This window comes from Mucilaginibacter mali (assembly GCF_013283875.1).
Classification (GTDB): Bacteria; Bacteroidota; Bacteroidia; order Sphingobacteriales; family Sphingobacteriaceae; genus Mucilaginibacter; species Mucilaginibacter mali.
Window position 1 is genome coordinate 2517451 of sequence record NZ_CP054139.1, and the last position, 17959, is coordinate 2535409.

General features: G+C 45.4%; 19 protein-coding genes. 11 read left to right on the forward strand and 8 right to left on the reverse strand.

The genetic code is table 11. From position 1 onward, the window contains the following. Positions 1–204: 204 nt before the first annotated feature. Both HQ865_RS10615 and HQ865_RS10620 read right to left on the reverse strand, forming a co-directional pair. Complete coding sequence (locus HQ865_RS10615) at positions 205–396, reverse strand: cold-shock protein (RefSeq protein ID WP_173414882.1); 192 nt, start codon at positions 394–396, stop codon at positions 205–207. Positions 397–518: 122 nt separating this feature from the next. Further along, a complete protein-coding gene (locus tag HQ865_RS10620; protein ID WP_173414883.1) occupies positions 519–1049 on the reverse strand; it encodes a hypothetical protein in 531 nt (176 codons plus the stop codon). Between the two features lie 468 nt (positions 1050–1517). On the opposite strand from HQ865_RS10620, the gene HQ865_RS10625 reads away from it, so the two are divergent. Beyond that, entirely contained in the window at positions 1518–4466 is a 2949-nt protein-coding gene (locus HQ865_RS10625) for a TonB-dependent receptor (protein WP_173414884.1), read from the forward strand. 106 nt (positions 4467–4572) lie between these two features. Here HQ865_RS10625 and HQ865_RS10630 read toward each other — a convergent pair whose 3' ends face one another. After that, positions 4573–5586 carry a threonine aldolase family protein gene (locus tag HQ865_RS10630; protein WP_173414885.1) on the reverse strand — a complete coding sequence of 338 codons (1014 nt, stop codon included), beginning with the start codon at positions 5584–5586 and terminating at the stop codon, positions 4573–4575. A gap of 66 nt (positions 5587–5652) precedes the next feature. Here HQ865_RS10630 and HQ865_RS10635 point away from each other — a divergent pair, with 66 nt between their 5' ends. Beyond that, a complete protein-coding gene (locus HQ865_RS10635) occupies positions 5653–6309 on the forward strand; it encodes a hypothetical protein (protein ID WP_173414886.1) in 657 nt (218 codons plus the stop codon). An 87-nt stretch (positions 6310–6396) separates the two neighbouring features. On the opposite strand, the gene HQ865_RS10640 is transcribed toward HQ865_RS10635, so the two are convergent. Both HQ865_RS10640 and HQ865_RS10645 read right to left on the reverse strand, forming a co-directional pair. Then, positions 6397–7524: a glycosyltransferase family 87 protein gene (locus HQ865_RS10640; RefSeq protein WP_173414887.1), complete on the reverse strand. Its 1128-nt coding sequence runs from the start codon at positions 7522–7524 to the stop codon at positions 6397–6399. Between the two features lie 182 nt (positions 7525–7706). Further along, entirely contained in the window at positions 7707–8921 is a 1215-nt protein-coding gene (locus HQ865_RS10645) for a BaiN/RdsA family NAD(P)/FAD-dependent oxidoreductase (RefSeq protein WP_173414888.1), read from the reverse strand. On the opposite strand from HQ865_RS10645, the gene HQ865_RS10650 reads away from it, so the two are divergent. Together HQ865_RS10650 and HQ865_RS10655 are read left to right on the forward strand one after the other, a co-directional pair. Beyond that, positions 8920–9573 (forward strand): NADH-quinone oxidoreductase subunit A, encoded by a 654-nt coding sequence (locus HQ865_RS10650; protein ID WP_173414889.1) that lies wholly within the window; start codon positions 8920–8922, stop codon positions 9571–9573. The two genes, HQ865_RS10645 and HQ865_RS10650, sit on opposite strands and share 2 nt — an antisense overlap. Then, positions 9563–10048 carry an NADH-quinone oxidoreductase subunit B gene (locus HQ865_RS10655; RefSeq protein ID WP_173414890.1) on the forward strand — a complete coding sequence of 162 codons (486 nt, stop codon included), beginning with the start codon at positions 9563–9565 and terminating at the stop codon, positions 10046–10048. The genes HQ865_RS10650 and HQ865_RS10655 overlap by 11 nt, the downstream gene beginning before the upstream one ends. On the opposite strand, the gene HQ865_RS10660 is transcribed toward HQ865_RS10655, so the two are convergent. Beyond that, a complete protein-coding gene (locus tag HQ865_RS10660; RefSeq protein WP_173414891.1) occupies positions 10035–10667 on the reverse strand; it encodes a hypothetical protein in 633 nt (210 codons plus the stop codon). The genes HQ865_RS10655 and HQ865_RS10660 overlap by 14 nt on opposite strands. A 188-nt stretch (positions 10668–10855) precedes the next feature. Between HQ865_RS10660 and HQ865_RS10665 the strand changes: the two genes are divergently transcribed. Then, complete coding sequence (locus HQ865_RS10665) at positions 10856–11326, forward strand: hypothetical protein (RefSeq protein ID WP_173414892.1); 471 nt, start codon at positions 10856–10858, stop codon at positions 11324–11326. Between the two features lie 118 nt (positions 11327–11444). Here HQ865_RS10665 and HQ865_RS10670 read toward each other — a convergent pair whose 3' ends face one another. Continuing rightward, positions 11445–12908 carry an isocitrate/isopropylmalate family dehydrogenase gene (locus tag HQ865_RS10670; protein WP_173414893.1) on the reverse strand — a complete coding sequence of 488 codons (1464 nt, stop codon included), beginning with the start codon at positions 12906–12908 and terminating at the stop codon, positions 11445–11447. Between the two features lie 202 nt (positions 12909–13110). Between HQ865_RS10670 and HQ865_RS10675 the strand changes: the two genes are divergently transcribed. The 4 genes from HQ865_RS10675 to purE all read left to right on the forward strand — a co-directional run bounded on the left by HQ865_RS10675 (position 13111) and on the right by purE (position 16031). Beyond that, the gene (locus HQ865_RS10675) at positions 13111–14250 is read left to right on the forward strand and encodes a 5-(carboxyamino)imidazole ribonucleotide synthase (protein ID WP_173414894.1); all 1140 of its coding nucleotides are present in this window, start codon (positions 13111–13113) and stop codon (positions 14248–14250) included. Between the two features lie 47 nt (positions 14251–14297). Beyond that, positions 14298–14960, forward strand: coding sequence for a hypothetical protein (locus tag HQ865_RS10680; protein ID WP_173414895.1), 663 nt, complete (start codon positions 14298–14300; stop codon positions 14958–14960). Between the two features lie 113 nt (positions 14961–15073). Further along, on the forward strand, positions 15074–15517 hold the full coding sequence (locus HQ865_RS10685) for an STM3941 family protein (RefSeq protein ID WP_317170052.1): 444 nt from the start codon (positions 15074–15076) through the stop codon (positions 15515–15517). Positions 15518–15527: 10 nt separating this feature from the next. After that, positions 15528–16031, forward strand: coding sequence for a 5-(carboxyamino)imidazole ribonucleotide mutase (gene purE / locus HQ865_RS10690; protein ID WP_173414897.1), 504 nt, complete (start codon positions 15528–15530; stop codon positions 16029–16031). A gap of 48 nt (positions 16032–16079) precedes the next feature. Here the strand turns inward: purE and HQ865_RS10695 are convergent, their stop codons facing one another. Beyond that, a complete protein-coding gene (locus HQ865_RS10695; RefSeq protein WP_317170048.1) occupies positions 16080–16589 on the reverse strand; it encodes a YqgE/AlgH family protein in 510 nt (169 codons plus the stop codon). Positions 16590–16737: 148 nt separating this feature from the next. Between HQ865_RS10695 and pdxH the strand changes: the two genes are divergently transcribed. Further along, positions 16738–17385: a pyridoxamine 5'-phosphate oxidase gene (gene pdxH / locus HQ865_RS10700; RefSeq protein WP_173414899.1), complete on the forward strand. Its 648-nt coding sequence runs from the start codon at positions 16738–16740 to the stop codon at positions 17383–17385. Beyond that, positions 17382–17879: an NADH-quinone oxidoreductase subunit C gene (locus tag HQ865_RS10705; RefSeq protein ID WP_173414900.1), complete on the forward strand. Its 498-nt coding sequence runs from the start codon at positions 17382–17384 to the stop codon at positions 17877–17879. The genes pdxH and HQ865_RS10705 overlap by 4 nt, the downstream gene beginning before the upstream one ends. Positions 17880–17959 lie beyond the last annotated feature (80 nt).

The window sequence follows — 17959 nt, forward strand, 5'->3', positions numbered from 1 at the left end:
ACAGAGAGCACGGAGGGAGTAGCACAGAGGACACAGAGACAGAAATCAAACCATTTTTTGTAGAGACACGATACCTTGTGTCTCCCGGTTAGAGGGCAGCATAAAGAGACACGAGGTATCGTGTCTCTACATTTGTATACACAAAAAAAGCGCCCCACTCTTTTGGAGCGGGGCGCTGAAACGGTCTTGATGGTATTATTATACTTAGATAACTTTTACATTTACTGCGTTTACGCCTTTACGTCCGTTCTCAACTTCATAGTTAACTTTGTCGTTTTCACGGATTTCGTCGATAAGGCCTGTCGAATGTACAAACACGTCCTGGCCACCGCCATTAGGGGTGATAAAGCCGAAACCTTTTGTTACATTGAAAAATTTTACTGTTCCTTCGTTCATTGTATTATGGTATTATTTATATAAAGTGTGCAAGGTAAGTAAATAAATCAGATTAAATCCAAATAATCCGTCATTTTAAAAATATCACAATAAAATGAGGTTGGGCTGATACAGGAGATCATTCAAAAAAAGTTGGATGATGGGCCTTTCTTATCCACTCGTTTTTGAATATCGTGCTCCTGCCTTTTACGGTTATAACCTCTGTCAAACAGGTAAACCAGCAAAAATGCAGTCGCCCACAGCGCAGGAAACCAGGTACCGGGTAAATACGAATCGGCGCCCGCAGCAATAAATAATGAAAAAAATCCCGTTACCATATAATAATTGGCTTGCTGGGCACGCAGTATATCTCCGTCGCCGATTACAGCACGCCTGATGGACGATGAAAAATTCGGGATCCAGACTATAAAAAATACCACTTTATGCCAAACCTTTAAATCGGCAAGGTAATCTTCAGGGTGCAACCTGTTTAATTTTTCAAATTCCTCTTCGAATTGCTCAATCACATCTCCGGATACGCCCCGTTTCTCAATCTCCAGTTGTGCTATACTTACAGCCAACGGCGTAAAGCTGCCTTTATCTGCAATTATGATCAGTAATTCTGCTGTATCTAAATTAGCATATCTCTCCTTCAAGCTTTCTTCTGTTACCATATTACTTAGCTTAATCTATAAAACTATTAAAATAACGCTTAAAACCTCCTTAACAATGATTTATAAATATTTATTAAATTTAACATCAGATCAATAACAATGGCCGGCACTCCATCAACCCATAAATCTATAATCATACAGATACGACAGAGCAATAAAGGAACTGGTGGAATAAACCTTTATGGTTTCCTCACCTGGAAAACCGGGTGGACGGACCTACCCGCATAGTCTTCGACATATTAAGATTGACACCTCAGATTATCATAAAAAACTAAAAATCAATAATTTAATATTTATTTGAAAATAATTCTTGCAGATGGTCTCAATCTGTTTACATTTGTACTACTAAATCGATAGACTTTATATACAATGTTAAGATCATCGCCCCTCTTCTGCTGTTGTTGCTGTCGCTAAACAAACGTTTATCAACACCAGTATTCATTTAAAATCATCACACTTAAACACTTCATGAAACTCTTTACAAGCAATTTAAAAATTGTTGTGCTTCTTTTTGCCCTTTTTCCGCTCACCGCACTTGCACAACTTAACGGATCGTATATCCTGAGCGGTAAAATAAACGACGATAAAGGCCAGCCGCTTATTGGCGCTACCGTCAGCATAAAAGGCACAACAACCGGCACCGCTACCGATACTACGGGCAAATTCAGTTTAACAACCAGTCTTAAGCTCCCTTATACGCTGATATTTAAAGCCGTTGGCTATCAGCCGCAAGAGTTTTTGATCAATAAAACCGGGACAGCGTTAAATATCCAGTTAAGTGCACAATCACTACTCATTAACGAAGTGGTGGTTACCGCATCCCGCAAGGAAGAAAAACTGCTTAAATCGCCGGTGGCTATCGAGAAATTGGATATCCGCGCGCTTAAACAATCGCCCGGGCCCAGTTTTTACGATGCACTGGAGAACGTTAAAGGCGTTCAGATGACCACTACCAGTTTAACGCTTAAAGTACCCAATACCCGCGGTTTTAACAGTCCTAATAACTTTCGTTTTATGCAGCTGACGGATGGAGTGGATATGCAGTCGGCCACTTTGGGTGTACCATTAGGTAATGCAATTGGCCCAACCGAGCTGGATATTGCCAGTATCGAGATCACTCCCGGCGCTGCGGCGGCCTTGTATGGTACCAACGCGCTAAATGGCTTATCAAACCTGATCACTAAAGATCCCTTTAAATACCAGGGCCTTAGTTTTTATCATCGCACCGGCGTTAATCATGTGGATGGTATCGGTATAAAACCAAGTGTACTAACTGAGGATGCATTGCGATACGCCAAAGCTTATAACGACAAATTTGCCTTTAAATTGAACTTCAGTTATCTGCAGGGGCAGGACTGGCAATCGAACACGCGGAACGACCAAAACCCCGGCAACCTGAAAACCGCTAACCCCGCCTACCCAGAATTATATGGCAGCAATGCCGCTTACGATGGCTGGAATAAATATGGCGATGACGCTTTGGCCGGCAGTAATACCGTAGTGATAAAAGGCATCACCGTTGATGGCATTGCCCGCCCTAACCTAACAGTTGCCCGTACTGGCTATAACGAGGTGGACCTGGTTGATCCCAAAGTATCAAACCTGAAGTTTGACGGTACATTTGCCTACAAATTAAATCCAACCACTACGCTATCCTACACCTATCGCTTTGGCCGTATGGATGGCGTTTTTCAGCGTGGTAACAAAATAGCATTGAACGGCGCGACAGTTCAAAACCATAAAATAGAACTTAAAGGCAAAGACTTTTTAGTACGCGCTTACGAATCGATAGAGAACACCGGCGACAGCTACAACGTAAAGCCGCTGGCCGATAATCTCGATCTGAACCATGCCAGCAACTCTGCCTGGGGAACTTTATATAAGAATGCGCTTACCGCTTACGGTACAAGCCACGGCGGCCTGACCGCAGCCAACTTTGCCGACGCGAACAATGCCGCTCGTGCCGCGGCAGATGCCGGCCGGGTTGAACCGGGCACCGCAGCCTTTAACGACTTGAAGAAGACCATCATCGGTATCAATAATTGGGATATTAAATCCAGCCTGATACCAAACGCGCCGGTTACGGGTGGTGCGGCACTGGTGCAAAAAAGCCATCTGTATAATGCAGAGGCACAATGGGACTTAGCCGATAAGGTAAAGATCTTCGACTTATTGGTGGGTGGCGATGCACGTATTTACCAGATCATCCCCGATGGCAATAACTTTGTGGATTTCAGCCGCCCTATTGCCGACCGCAACACCCCACTGGCCGATGGCAGTTTTGGCAAAGATGTTTATTACAAAAAATTCGGCGGCTTTGCTCAGGTTACCAAAACCTTGTTCGATAACAAGCTGAAGCTGTTTGGTTCTATCCGTGGTGATTATAATCCATATTACGATCCGAAATTCACGCCGCGTTTGGCAGCCGTTTATTCGCCGGTTGAGAATCATAACTTCAGGTTTACCTTTCAGAATGGTTACCGTTTCCCGGCATTATTCGAGGCCTTATCTTACGTAAATAATGGTCGTGTAAAGCGTGTGGGTAGTCTTCCATTTATTAATGATGGATTGGGTTATTTGGGTAATAGCTACACCCAATCATCAGTAGCGGCATTTAACGCTGCTGTAAACGCCGCCCCGGGTGCGGCCAGCGGTACTGATGCAACTGCTTTAGCCAACCGGAATATTCTGCAGGTAGCCGATCTGCCAAAGGCAAGGCCAGAGCAGATCACCTCGTTCGAAGTAGGTTATAAAGGCATCCTGTTAGATAACAAAGTGTTTGTAGATATTGATGCTTACGCTAACCGTTACAATGGTTTCTTAGGGCAAGTGCAAGTATTTGTACCTAATGGAACTACTGTAGGCACCGATGCCGCCGTACTGGCCATGCTGGATATCAACCGCGACCCTACTACCGCCACTGCCAATAATGCCGGCAGCCAGGGCCAAAGCCGTTACCGGGTATATACCAATGCTAAAAACATCTATAATAACTACGGTTCATCGGCCGGTATTAGCTATAATTTCTACAAGCGCTACACCATATCGGGCAATGCCAGCTTTAATAAAATGGAGGCGCAATCGGCATCGGATATTTTTGTAACCGGCTTTAATACGCCAAAATGGTCGGGCAACGTATCCTTCGGTAACCGCGAGATCGCAAAAAATGTGGGCTTTAACATCGTATATAAATGGCAGCAGGCCTATTTATGGGAAAGCCCTTTGGTAACCGGGACTGTGCCATCCATCAACACGGTGGATGCCCAGGTTACCTTTAAAGTGCCGGTATACAACGCCACCTTTAAAATCGGCGGCACCGATCTGTTCAACAAGCGCTATATCCAATACGCCGGCGGGCCAACCATCGAGGCTATGTATTATGCTTCGGTAACGCTGGATGGGTTGTTAACCCCCTAACCCCCTAAAGGGGGAACCATGTGCATACGGATATGCAATACAAAAAAGGGCGCCGGATACGCGGCGCCCTTTTACTTTCCAACTCCCCCTTTAGGGGGCCGGGGGGTTAAAGCCCTTTCAACACCCCAACCGTATACTCCACCTGCTCCGGGTGCACATCCAGGTGCAGTACAAATCGGATACGATTTGGCCCGGTAGGCAGGCAAATGATGCCCTTCTCCCCTAATTTATTTACGATAACATCAGCCGGTTCTTTGGTATCGAACAGTACGATATTGGTATCAGCAGGCAATACGTTGGTAACCCAGGCACATTTGCTTAGTTCTTCAGCTAAAATACCGGCATGAGCATGATCTATCTTTAGGCGCTCCACATGGTTATCCAGCGCGTAGATACCGGCTGCGGCTAAAAAGCCTGCCTGGCGCATGCCACCGCCAAACACTTTACGGATACGGCGGGCGTATTTAATAGTAGCCACATCGGCCAGAAGTACCGATCCAACCGGAGCGCCCAAACCCTTTGATAAACAAACAGATATCCCGTCGAAATATTTACCGTAATCAAGCGCTTTATCACCTGTGTTAGCCAATGCGTTAAATATGCGGGCGCCATCCAGGTGCAGCTTTAAACTTTTGCTTTTGCACAGATCGGCTATGGGGGCAATATCATTTAGGGTATAGCAACTGCCGCCGCCTTTATTTACCGTATTTTCCAGCACGACCAAACTGGTATGCGGGAAATGGATATTTTCGGCATTTATCTCGGGCGCGATCATTTCGGCAGTGATGCGGCCACGGTTGCCATCCAGTAAACGGGTTGATACGCCAGAGTTAAAGGCGATACCCCCACCCTCGTAACGGTACACGTGCGCGGTTTGGTCGGCTATCAGTTCATCAAGCGGTTGGGTGAAGCATTTAATGGCTATCTGGTTGGTCATGGTGCCCGACGGGCAAAAGATCCCGGCTTTCATGCCGAACATTTTGGCGGCTTTGGCTTCAAGTGCGTTTACGGTTTCGTCTTCGCCAAAAACATCATCGCCAACTTTGGCGTTCATCATTGCTTCAAACATGCCCGGGGTAGGCTTGGTAACGGTATCGCTGCGCAGATCAACAGTTATCATAAATATTAAAAATGTGCGTTATTTGTGTCAGTTATGGTACGTCCAATTTTAATCATTTTTATTTTAATGCTGACTTTCGTATCAGCAAAATCACAAAAATTCCAACCGGGCTTCTTTATCGATACCCGTGGCCAGAAAGTTGACGGATTGATCAACCCGTCACCATCGGGCAAAGCGCCGATGAAAGATGAAGCCTTTATTGTTTATAAAGATAACCCCAAAGGCACCGAAACACGTCTCAGCGCCAGCGATATCAAATGCTATGTCATCGGCCCCGACAGCTTTGTGGTAGCCCATGCCCCTCACAACGAAACCTGGACTAAACAGGAACTTGATTTTGTAAAAGTGGTGTTGAACGAGGAAACCAAACTATACGTTATTAATGGTGGCAAAGCCGGGGGCGGGGGCAGTGGCTTCAGTTTCCACCCGGGGATCTCCATTGGTACTGGCGTTGGCAACTATGGCGGCGTTGGCGTTGGTTATGGTGGCGGGCAGGGCGGCTACGGAGGCGGTAACGGAAATAATAAGATCACTTATTACTTCGGCGCCAACACTGCCGAAATGAGCCAGCTGACGGTAGAAAATTTTAATGATGTAATGAGCGATATTATGGGCGATGAACCCCAGGCCCTTGAAGCGATCCGCAGCGGCAAGTTCACCGTTGGTAATGTGAATGGCTTGATAGAATATTTTAAGAAGCTAAAGGCGGCGCATCAAAAATAATTGCCTGAATCAGAATTTTCAGGATGTCAGGATTTTCAGAATTTTGTTTATTCGTAAATCCTGAAAATTCTGATTCAGGCAGATAAGCTACGCGGTCGCTAATTTACCGTCCGGCTTTTTATCCAGCAATTTATAGTATTGGGGCTGGTCTGGTCTGATGCCTTCCTTAGCGGTAAAGTCTTTAAACATCAGTTCGTATGATAAAATAAACCATACGATGATGCATGGCCAGGCTTTCAACACGTAGTTACTTACAATTTCTTCGCGCAGATATTTAGGGAAAGCATCGGTAAGGCCAAGCCCGGTGATCACCAGTAATAATACCAGAATAATGATATTGCGGGTGGTAAACGGCTTATCCTGCAAAAACATCCACAACATAGCGCCGGTAACAGCGATAACATAAGTAGGATGCTCGGAACCTGTGCTAAACAATACTACCGTAAGTAATGCTGAAGCCAACACTCTCAAACGGAATTTAAGCGCAGTGAATTGACTGAACCTTAGCAGCGGTAGCCCAAATACCACGGCGCCAAACAGCAGGAATGGCGTATTTGGCAGGTAAGGGTTGCCTACCATACGGCGACAAACCCCCATGAACGAAATATCCTGCGCGGCGCCAAAACCTATATTCTGATGATTTTTATCCAACAGCGAATGGTACCAATCGGTATAAGACTGCACTACAAAGTGCGGGCTTGATATTACCGCCGGCAACACCAGGAAAAACGCGAACCAAAATACGGTATAGCCAATAAATTTGCCCTTGTTTTTAGAGAACATGAAAAATGCCAGGCCTATTATGGGATATAGTTTGATCAGCGCACCTAATACAATAAACAAGGTAGCCCATTCATCCTTCCCCTTACGAACCAGCCTGAAACTAAAAATAATAAAAGCTGTGATAATTGGGTTAAACTGTATATTATGTACCGAATTAGCAAACTCTATACTACTACACAGCAGGATAAGCATTTTCACTTTATTTGATAAAGGCAAGGTGTCTACAGCCCAAAGCAGCAACACGGCATTGAGTAAACTCCAGAATAAGAGTCCCCACCCATCGCTCATTAATGCAAATGGCGCAACAAACATGCTAAAAACAGGGCCGTAATGGTTAGAGTCGTAATATTCGCCGGGATATAATTTATAGAGGTCGGTTTGGGCTACGGTATGAAAATATACCTGCTTAAATATAACATAGTTGTTATACATGTTGGGTTTATACTTGTAATACGCGCAGAAAGCAGCTACTGCGATCCAAAGCGCGCACACCAATCTATAGTTGGTTAAAAAGGGGTGTTTCCTGGGCATTTGAAACAAATACGTTACAAAATTAATATATCAACTATTATTTACAATAGCTTAACATCAATAATGTTGATATGACAATTTGTTTACAAATACTGTGCTATAACATAGCCACTTGCCCAGGCCCACTGAAAATTATAGCCTCCTAACCAGCCGGTAACGTCTACACACTCACCGCCAAAAAACAACCCGGGGATTTTTTTGGACTCCAGCGTTCGCGATGACAACTCATCTGTAGAAACTCCTCCCCGCATTACCTCAGCTTTATCGTATCCCTTATCGCCGGCGGGCTTCACTTTAAATTGATGAATGAGTTCGTTAAGGCTTTCCAGTTCGGCTTTATTTAATGATGCCAGGTTCTTATCTGCAGGTAGCCGGCTGCTCAACGCGTCGGCAAATTTGCGGGTGAACAGGTTGGCAATTAAGGCCAGCAAAGGCTTCTTACCATTCAACTTACGCTCCTGCTCTATTACCTCAATGATATTTTGATGAGGCAACAGGTCGATCATGATACTTTCACCCGGCCGCCAGTATGATGAAATTTGCAGGATGGCCGGGCCGCTGAGTCCCCAGTGAGTGAACAGTATGTTTTCTTCAAAGCTGGCCCTATCGTTCCAAACCCGGCAAAAAATACTGTTGCCCGATAGCTGCTCGTACCAGGGCTGGTCTTTACCGGTGATGGTTAGCGGCACTAAGGCCGGGGCAGTGGACACGATCTCCATACCGAAACTACGGGCTGTACGCAGGCCAAAATCGGTAGCGCCCATTTTAGCAATAGGCAGGCCGCCGCTGGCAATAACTACTTTAGGCGTTTTTGTCGTTGATGTTTTGCCCTGTCGTTCGAACGTGATGGTGAAATCATCGCCGTTGTTTTCAATGCTTTTCACTTCGGTATCGCACCAGATCTCCTGCCCCATATCGGCGCATAAATTGGTGAACACGTTTACAATATCCCGTGCCTTATCGCTCTCGGGAAACAGTTGTCCTAAGGTTTTTTCCTTGCCGATGATACCGTATGTCTCGAAGAAGCTGACAGTATCGTCTACCGTCCATTGCGCAAATGCCGATTTGCAGAAATGTGGATTGGCCGAGACAAACTGCTGCGGCGAAGCGTACAGGTTGGTATAATTGCAGCGCCCGCCACCGCTGATGAGGATCTTGGCCCCCACTTTATCATTTTTTTCCAGCACCAGTACACGCTTGCCTAAAAAGCCGGCCTGCACGGCACACATCAGTCCGCAGGCGCCGCCGCCAATAATTATGGCATCAAATTGAGATGTATTTATTAAGTTTGCAACCATGGGCGAAATCTCGCAAATATCAGAATTTGGAAAGATATTGGTGTTTATAATTACCGGATTTGTTTTGGTGGCTGTAACCCTGTTTGTTGGTAAGCTGGTTGCGCCCGATAAGCCCAATCCTGAAAAGCTGACATCGTACGAGTGTGGTGAGGAGCCCACCGGTAACGCCTGGATCCCGTTTAACCCCCGTTTTTATGTGATTGCATTGGTTTTCCTGCTGTTCGAAGTGGAGATGGTGTTCATCATCCCCTGGGCAACTATTTTTGGCAGCCACGAGTTAATAGCCGCCGATAGCCGTTGGGGTAAGTTTACGCTGATAGAAATGTTAATTTTTATGGGCATCCTGATATTGGGTTTAGTTTACGTTTGGCGCAAAGGCGACCTGAACTGGATAAAACCCGAAGCCGAAATACCACATACCAACGTACTGATCCCGGCATCGTTATACGATAAACTGAATACCGAGCAAGGCAACTACACAATAAAAGCCTTTTCGGCCTTAACCGAAAAGGAAATCGCGACAAGCCAGGTGCCGATCGCAACTCCTTCAACTGCTCCTGCTACCGAAACTTCTGCGACAACGCCTGCAACGCCGCCGGTAAGAAAGCCCATGTTTAAACCATCATTTAAAAAGCCAGAAAATGAATCCTGAGAGCATGAACGAGAATGGCGGTGTAATGGTAACCAAGCTGAACGACCTGATGAACTGGTCGCGCCTGTCATCGCTGTGGCCGCTGAGTTTTGGTATTGCCTGCTGCGCGATAGAGATGATGGGGTCAATGGCATCAACTTACGATCTCGACCGCTTTGGCGTATTCCCCCGCCCATCAGCCCGCCAGGCCGACGTGATTATTATAGCCGGCACCGTTACCTTTAAAATGGCCGAGCGCATCAAGCGCCTGTACGAACAAATGCCCGACCCAAAATATGTCATCAGCATGGGTTCCTGCTCAAACTGTGGCGGGCCTTACTGGCAGCATGGCTACCATGTGGTAAAAGGTGTTGACAGGGTGATACCGGTTGATGTTTATGTGCAGGGTTGCCCTCCGCGCCCGGAAGCTTTAATTGGCGCTATTCTGGAATTGCAGAAAAAGATTGAGGGTGAGCAGCTGATCAGTTTAGGTTAACTGAATATTTCTGATCGGCGTGTTTGGCTCTTTGCTCCAAAATATTTTTAATTACCTGCTGTAGCATATAAGAGTCCCAATCTGTTGAAAACCTCAGGCTTTTGTTAAACAAGGCGTTATCTGCATGGCGTATCGCAAAATACGTTTTGTAATTGCTTAGCTGCACCTTATCCCAGGGAATCAATTCGTTATCGTTCCAACAAACACCCTGGTGATTAAACTCCACACCACTGATAAACAAGGCTTCCCGTTTTTTAAACCGTTCGGCAATATCCAACAGATCGGGCTGGAATAGGTTTGCCCAAACCGCATTGATCAATTCTCCAAACTTATCGGTATAAAGGTCTTTCTTTATCCCATAGTAACTTGAAAATTTTAGCGGGATGATCTCATTATTATCCAGCTTCAGTTCAATATTAAAATGCCTCCCAATAGGGAAGTATAATCCTTTTATCCACTTAACCCCAAATCTTAAGGAGAGTACCTTTTCTCTCGGTATCACCATTTTAGCATCCGGATAAGCGTCGGTACTTACAATTAAACAATCGTCGGCAAAACAATAGATTTTTCCTTGCCGGGATAAAAGGTTCGGTATAGATATGGTATTTTCGGCAGACATTTATAAAGCCAATGTATAAATATTCCGCAGTATTTTAAATCTTATATCCCTGTTTTTAGTGGTATTCTGAACATAATTCACCTCCCCCTTATAGGGTGATTTTCGCACATTTCCATTTACACATCCACGCCGTCTATTGCATTTTTTAGTTTTTACCCTATCTTTAAAAACCTTAAACACAAACTATTATGACCAGCAAAACCCAAAATCCCGGCCTGATCAAACAAATTATCCTCACCTGGTTGCTTTGCGGCACGCTTGATGCTATAGCCGCTATGGTGATCAATCCGGGTGTACCCATCGCTGCCATTTTCAAATATATTGCCGGGGGATTTTTTGGCCGGGAAGCGGTAGCGGCAGGCGGTACAGAGATGGTAGTTTACGGTGCCCTGTTCCATTATCTTATCGCGCTGATATTCACTTTTATATTTTTCAAACTCTACCCAACACTTATTGGTGTTGTGCGTAACAAGATAGTGCTGGCCTTTCTTATCGGCATTGTGATATGGCTGATCATGAACCTGCTGGTAGTGCCCTACTTAAGCCACATTGTAACCAGGCCAATAAACCTGGTTGGTATGCTAAAAAATATGGCGGCGTTAATTGCAGCCTTTGGTTTTCCTATAAGTTTTATTGCCGGGAAGTATTGGCGTCAGTGATTAGAGGTTAAAGATTAGAGATTAGACTTTCATATAACTAAAAACGGCAGGATTTTATAAACCTGCCGTTTTATTTTACTAATCTCTGATTAACTAATCTCTAATCTTCAATCGTAAACTACTGCCCCTGTGCCAGCGTATAGCCTATCTTGCCGCCAAAGTTCATCAGGAACTCTACCGAGCAAACCTTTACTTCTTCAGATAGGTCGGCGGCTATGTGCAGGATCTCTTTTTGTTTGATCTGACGGCCTTCCTTCTTTTCAAAACGGATCCGGTATTCGTTCACAAGTTCGGTATAGATTGAACCGGTTGGCCAAACTTGTGTACCACGGTTAGATATCATCACCAGGTCGAAGTTTTCGTTAAAGCGCAGGCTGCGTTTGGCTATCGTGGCCAGTTCATCAGGCTGCATATTTACTTCAACAAACACGTCCACACCTATCATTTCTTCTTCAACACCTTCGGTGGCGGTCAGTTTATTTTTGATCAGGTGTTCCTGGATATCCTTACTTACCTCAAAGCTGGTATCTTCAAACACGCCGCCGTTGGCAGGCACTTTACCTAAGTTAGCGATGATGGCATCGGCAAACTGGTTGGTGTTTGATGCCGGGATCGACTTATCGCCGAAATCGCCGGTGTGCACGCCTTGCTCTAAAGTATACAACAACGCGTTCTCAATAGCGGCAGCGTTAGCGCTGTAACCTAAATAACGCAGCATCGAGATACCCGAAAGCAACAGCGCCGTTGGGTTAGCGATACCCTTACCAGCGATATCCGGCGCTGTACCATGCACAGCTTCAAATATCGAGATATTATCGCCGATGTTAGCCGATGGCGCGAAGCCTAAGCCGCCTACCAAACCTGCGCATAGGTCGGATACGATATCGCCCTGCAGGTTGGTCAGCACAATGGCCTGGAACATTTCCGGGCGCGATACCAGTTTCATGCACAGGTCGTCAACAATGATATCAGTCGCTTCAATTTCAGGATATTCTTTGGCGATATCTTTAAATACCTCCAAAAACATGCCGTCGGTCAGCTTCATGATATTGGCCTTGTGGGCGCAGGCCAGTTTGGTATAGCCCTTGCGTTTAGCCATTTCGAAGGCGTAACGAATTACCTGGGCTGAACCCGGGCGGGTGATGATACGGCGGCCAACGGCTACGTCGTAGGTGAGCAAGTGCTCGATACCACCATAGGTATCTTCTATATTTTCGCGTACAATGGTGATATTGATGGGGATGCCTGCTTTAGAGAAAACAGTATCTACACCGTTCAGCGTACGGAAATCGCGCTGGTTGGCATAGGTATTCCATACTTTACGGGCGGTAACGTTAATACTTTTTACACCTTTGCCCTTGGGGGTTTCCATAGGGCCTTTAAACAACAAGCCTAAGGTTTCGATGGTTTCTTTGGCCTGGGCGGTCATCCCGGTAGAATGGCCTGCATCGAAATAGGACTTGCCCATTTCAACAAATTCGTATTCTAACTTAACATCGTTGGCTTTAAATATGCGCAGTACGGCATCCATTATTTCCGGGCCGATACCATCGCCATTTGCTACCGCTATTTTAGTTTTCATGCAGTATATTTTGTTGGTGATAAATACTATGCAAACATACTACTTTTTGAGCAATCCTCCGCCTCATCTACGTATAAAATACGCTTTTTATCAAACAAATACCAATAGTGTAATTTATACACTATTGCAGTGAATTTATTTTAACATACAGATAATACTTTTAGGCTTTTTGAAAGATTTGGGCTAAACTTGCATCATCATTATGAAAGCATTTTACGGAGATCTGAAACTGGGCATTTTAGGCGGCGGCCAACTGGGGCGCATGCTGATACAACAGGCCATTAATTATAACGTGACAATTAAAGTATTAGATCCTGACCCCGAAGCGCCCTGCCGTAAACTGTGTGATGAATTTACCGCCGGTTCCCTTGGCGATTACGAAACCGTTTACAACTTCGGTAAAACTGTAGACCTGCTCACCATCGAGATTGAAAAGGTAAACGTTGATGCCCTGGAGCAGTTGGAAAAAGAGGGCGTAGTGGTTTATCCGCAACCCCGCATCATCCGCCTGATACAGGATAAGGGACTTCAGAAGCAATTTTTTAAAGAGAACGATATCCCCACGGCTGATTTCCAGATCATATCCTCTATCGAGCAATTGAAACAAAGCCATATCCCCTTTCCATATATCCAAAAGCTGCGTCGCGACGGATACGATGGTAAGGGCGTTTACAAGGTAACTGATGAAGCCGCACTTGATAAAGCCTTTACCGCCCCCAGCCTGGTAGAAAAGCTGATAGACTTTGAAAAGGAAATTGCAGTTATAGTGGCCCGGAACGATAACGGCGAAGTGAAATGCTTCCCGATGGTGGAGATGGAGTTTAACCCCGAAGCCAATTTGGTGGAGTTTTTAATAGCCCCATCGATGCTGCCGTTTGAGATACACCAGGAAGCCGAAAATATTGCCAAACGCATTGCCGAAAGCCTGAAGATAGTCGGATTGCTGGCAGTAGAGATGTTTTTAGATAAACACGGCCGCATTTTGGTGAACGAACTGGCCCCACGCCCGCATAACAGCGGCCACCAAACTATCGAGGGTAATACCGTATCGCAATTTGAGCAGCACCTGCGCGCTATATTTAACCAGCCATTGGGCAATACCGACTGCCTTAACAACGCCATTATGGTAAACGTTTTGGGCGAAGCAGGTTATGAAGGCCCCGCGGTTTACCAGGGCATTGAAAAGATCTTGAACAAACCGGGTGTTTACATTCATCTTTACGGCAAAGCCTTAACAAAACCATTCCGCAAGATGGGCCATGTTACCATTGTGGATGCCGACCGGGAAAAGGCGATTGAGAAGGCACGGTTTGTGCAGGCAACCCTGAAAGTTATTGCCTGATATTAAAGAGCACTATAGCTTCAATTGATACTAACGTATTCTATAAAATGAAACTTAAACCATGCATTGCGGCCTTAGTGTTCATGTTTTTTTCCATAAAATCATTTGGCCAGTATAAGTATATTCAAAAGCTTGGCAATCTTGCTACAATTGCGTTGCCAGATACACCAAAAGTTATAGAGAAGAGCGGTAATAAAATGTATGGCACAAAATACCATGGCGTAATATTTTTTGCAGCAGTTGGTGATGTTTCAGGCGGACTTAGGGACTTATTTGTGAAAAACAATCTCGACTCTCTTTACAATAGCTATATACACGCAATGATAGCCCCGGCCCTGGGTGAAATCTTTTACAAAAACAAGATCAATATTAATGGACACGCAGGTATAGAGTTTGGATATAAAGCCGAAATTAACAGGCAAATGATATTCAGGTATAACCATGTTGTAGCGGTACAAGATACGGTATTGTTGTGCAGCATTTTGTCGGCCGATTCATTATCAAAAGATGACAAAAACCTTGTTCACTTTTTTAATGGGTTCAAGGTAAAAAGCGCAGAAAGGTTGAGCAGCGAACACGCAGAAGAACTGGGATATAATACAGGCTACGTTTTGGGAATTTTGATTGTAATAGCTATTCCCGTTTTGTTAACGCTGGGGATAGTGTTCGCGATAAGAAGAATTGCTTACCGGAAAAGAAATAAAGCATAGGCTATTATGAATTAGTATCTTAGCGCATACTAAAACAATAAGTGGACGAAATAAAAATATACAAATCGCCTTTAAAGGCATTGAAACTGATCTTCTTAGCTTCAATTTTTGTTGTGCCCAGCCTTTACGCCCTCATCACAGGGAAGCTAAATATGCCTCCCATAATAGCATGGCCTGCCGTGTGTTTTTTTGGAGTGGGGATGCTGTATGGTATTTTCAACCTGCTGGACAGGCGGCCGCAGATCATCATCAACACCGTAGGTATTTTTGACCGGATGGCTTATACAGATTTTATCAACTGGAGCTTAATAGAAAACGCTTATGTATTCCATATCAGTAAGCAAACATTTATAGGTATTGTCATCGACCAATCGGCAACTGACCTGATCAGGAAAAAAAGCTCGCTCAAGGCATCCAAACATTTAGGCTTCCAGGAGATCACGCTTAAGCTTAGCACCATTAAAATAGACGAGACACGACTAAAGGATTTTATTGTAGCGATGTCTAAGGCCGACCCCGTTAAACAAACAAAACTAATTGAACAATATAACGCATAAACACATCAGCATGGATCAATCACAACCAAAAGTAGGTATTATTATGGGCAGCAAATCAGACCTGCCGGTTATGCAGGATGCCGCCGATGTTTTAAAAGAACTGGGTGTTGAATTTGAGATCACCGTAGTATCGGCACACCGCACGCCCGACCTGATGTTCAGCTACGCCCGCTCTGCTGCCGACCGCGGCCTGAAGGTGATCATAGCCGGTGCGGGTGGCGCCGCACACTTGCCGGGCATGGTGGCCTCATTAACCCATTTGCCGGTGATCGGTGTACCGGTACGTTCAAGCAATTCCATCGATGGCTGGGATTCGATACTTTCCATCCTGCAAATGCCAAACGGCATCCCTGTAGCAACCGTAGCCCTTAACGCCGCGAAAAATGCAGGTATTCTGGCCGCGCAGATCATCTCTACTGCAGATGAAAGCATCGTACAAAACCTAATCGACTATAAAAACGACCTGAAAGCCAAAGTAGAAGCTTCGGCCCGGGATATGGGGTTCGAGTCGTAAGTCAAAAGTAAGAAGTCAAAAATCACTTCTTACTTTTGACTTTTTACTTTAATTCAAAGTTGGATTTTCGGGAAAATTGGCGATGTGCGCGTAGCGCTGCCCTAAACCTATAACCACTTGCTTCCACAAATTATGTTCAGCATCGGCAAAAATGGTATCGATATTGAATTTGTTGGCAACTATCCAGGTATCCTCCTGCAATTCGGCATCCAGTTGGCCGGCCGCCCAGCCAGAGTAGCCGGTAAAGAATTTGATCTCGTCGGTTTTTAACTGGTAGTTATTGATCAGGTTTTTCACGGTATCGAAATCGCCGCCCCAGTAAATGCCGTTCCATATCTCCAGGCCGCCGTCAATCTTTTCTGGACAACGGTGGATAAAGTGCAGGGTATCTTCGGCAACGGGGCCACCATTATATACCGGGATCTCTGAATAAGAAACATCGGGCAGCAAATCGCCCAGCAGGTTGTCGCTCTGGTGGTTCAGCACAAAGCCCACTGCCCCCTCTTCGTGGTATTCGGTGATCAGGATAACCGAACGCTTAAAGTTGGGATCCATCATAAATGGTTCCGATATCAATAATCGTCCAACTGCGGCAGGGATAGTACTTAACATAGCTACAAAATTAAACACTAAAAATAGTCAATAGTTTAGTCAAAAATGACTTGTATCATCATATACGGTATAATTTATTTGTAAGTTTGCTGTGATGAACGAGCAGGAACTACAAAATTTAAGGCAGGATTATACCGCGGCTACCCTTACCGAAAAAGAAGTAAAGCAAGACCCTATCAGGCAATTTGATAAATGGTTTAACGACGCGGTTGCCTCACAAATACACGAGCCAAACGTAATGACACTGGCCACGGCAACACACGATGGCCGCCCTTCGGCACGTATTGTATTGTTGAAAGGCTTTAATAACGAAGGCTTTATGTTCTACACCAACTACCTGAGCCGCAAGGGGAAAGAGTTGGCCAAAAACCCGCTGGCGTCAGCCGTATTTTTTTGGGGCGAACTGGAACGCCAGGTGCGCATTGAAGGCACGGTTGAAAAACTGAGCCGCGAAAAATCAGAAGAGTATTTCCACAGCCGTCCAAAGGGCAGCCAGATCGGCGCCGTAGCATCACCCCAAAGCCAGGAAATTGACGGTCGTAAGGAACTGGAAGCCAAAGTGGCCGAACTGGAGGCCGAATACGCTGATAAGGATATCCCCAAGCCATCGTACTGGGGCGGATACATTATTAAGCCGCGCCTGTTTGAGTTTTGGCAGGGCCGTAGCAGCCGCCTGCACGACCGCATCGTCTATAAAAAAGTTGATAACAAGAACTGGAAGATCGTACGCCTTGCACCATGACGCTTGCTGAAGTTAAACAATTACTGACCGATAAATTTGGAGAACAGGTTATTGCCGGCGAGGAACTAACTGGCCTGCAACCTGCCCTGCTCATCAACCCCGCCGAAATTACCCGCGTATGCCTTGAACTGCGCGATAATCCGGCCACTTACTTTGATTTCCTTTCGTGCCTGAGCGGGGTTGACTATGGTGTGGAAGATGGCCGCTTCGGTGTGGTTTATCATTTAACATCCATCCCCTATCAAACACAGTTAGTGTTAAAGGTAAGCATAGTTCACGACCGAACCGGCGATACCCTGCCGCATTTCCCCAGTATAACCGCTGTTTATAAAGCCGCCGACTGGCACGAGCGTGAAGCTTACGATATGTATGGCATTTATTTTGACGGACATCCCGATATGCGCCGCTTGCTGATGCCGGATGACTGGGAGGGCTTCCCCCTGCGCAAAGATTACCACAATGCCGAGTATTATAAGGGGATTAAGATAGATTAGCGTTTTTTATTACTCCTCTGCATTTATGCATTTAAGGTGCCTGTGTCTTCACAGGCACCGGGTAGATATCCCGTGGGCTG

Coding starts and splice junctions, on each gene's coding strand:
- HQ865_RS10665 (WP_173414892.1), top strand. CDS start 10,856: ATGACCAGCAAAACCCAAAATCCCGGCCTGATCAAACAAATTATCCTC.
- HQ865_RS10630 (WP_173414885.1), bottom strand. CDS start 5,586: ATGATAACTGTTGATCTGCGCAGCGATACCGTTACCAAGCCTACCCCG.
- HQ865_RS10670 (WP_173414893.1), bottom strand. CDS start 12,908: ATGAAAACTAAAATAGCGGTAGCAAATGGCGATGGTATCGGCCCGGAA.
- HQ865_RS10695 (WP_317170048.1), bottom strand. CDS start 16,589: ATGATGGATCCCAACTTTAAGCGTTCGGTTATCCTGATCACCGAATAC.
- purE (WP_173414897.1), top strand. CDS start 15,528: ATGGATCAATCACAACCAAAAGTAGGTATTATTATGGGCAGCAAATCA.
- HQ865_RS10655 (WP_173414890.1), top strand. CDS start 9,563: ATGAATCCTGAGAGCATGAACGAGAATGGCGGTGTAATGGTAACCAAG.
- HQ865_RS10625 (WP_173414884.1), top strand. CDS start 1,518: ATGAAACTCTTTACAAGCAATTTAAAAATTGTTGTGCTTCTTTTTGCC.
- HQ865_RS10705 (WP_173414900.1), top strand. CDS start 17,382: ATGACGCTTGCTGAAGTTAAACAATTACTGACCGATAAATTTGGAGAA.
- HQ865_RS10650 (WP_173414889.1), top strand. CDS start 8,920: ATGGGCGAAATCTCGCAAATATCAGAATTTGGAAAGATATTGGTGTTT.
- HQ865_RS10660 (WP_173414891.1), bottom strand. CDS start 10,667: ATGTCTGCCGAAAATACCATATCTATACCGAACCTTTTATCCCGGCAA.
- HQ865_RS10675 (WP_173414894.1), top strand. CDS start 13,111: ATGAAAGCATTTTACGGAGATCTGAAACTGGGCATTTTAGGCGGCGGC.
- HQ865_RS10615 (WP_173414882.1), bottom strand. CDS start 396: ATGAACGAAGGAACAGTAAAATTTTTCAATGTAACAAAAGGTTTCGGC.
- HQ865_RS10645 (WP_173414888.1), bottom strand. CDS start 8,921: ATGGTTGCAAACTTAATAAATACATCTCAATTTGATGCCATAATTATT.
- HQ865_RS10620 (WP_173414883.1), bottom strand. CDS start 1,049: ATGGTAACAGAAGAAAGCTTGAAGGAGAGATATGCTAATTTAGATACA.
- HQ865_RS10680 (WP_173414895.1), top strand. CDS start 14,298: ATGAAACTTAAACCATGCATTGCGGCCTTAGTGTTCATGTTTTTTTCC.
- HQ865_RS10635 (WP_173414886.1), top strand. CDS start 5,653: ATGCTGACTTTCGTATCAGCAAAATCACAAAAATTCCAACCGGGCTTC.
- HQ865_RS10640 (WP_173414887.1), bottom strand. CDS start 7,524: ATGTATAACAACTATGTTATATTTAAGCAGGTATATTTTCATACCGTA.
- pdxH (WP_173414899.1), top strand. CDS start 16,738: ATGAACGAGCAGGAACTACAAAATTTAAGGCAGGATTATACCGCGGCT.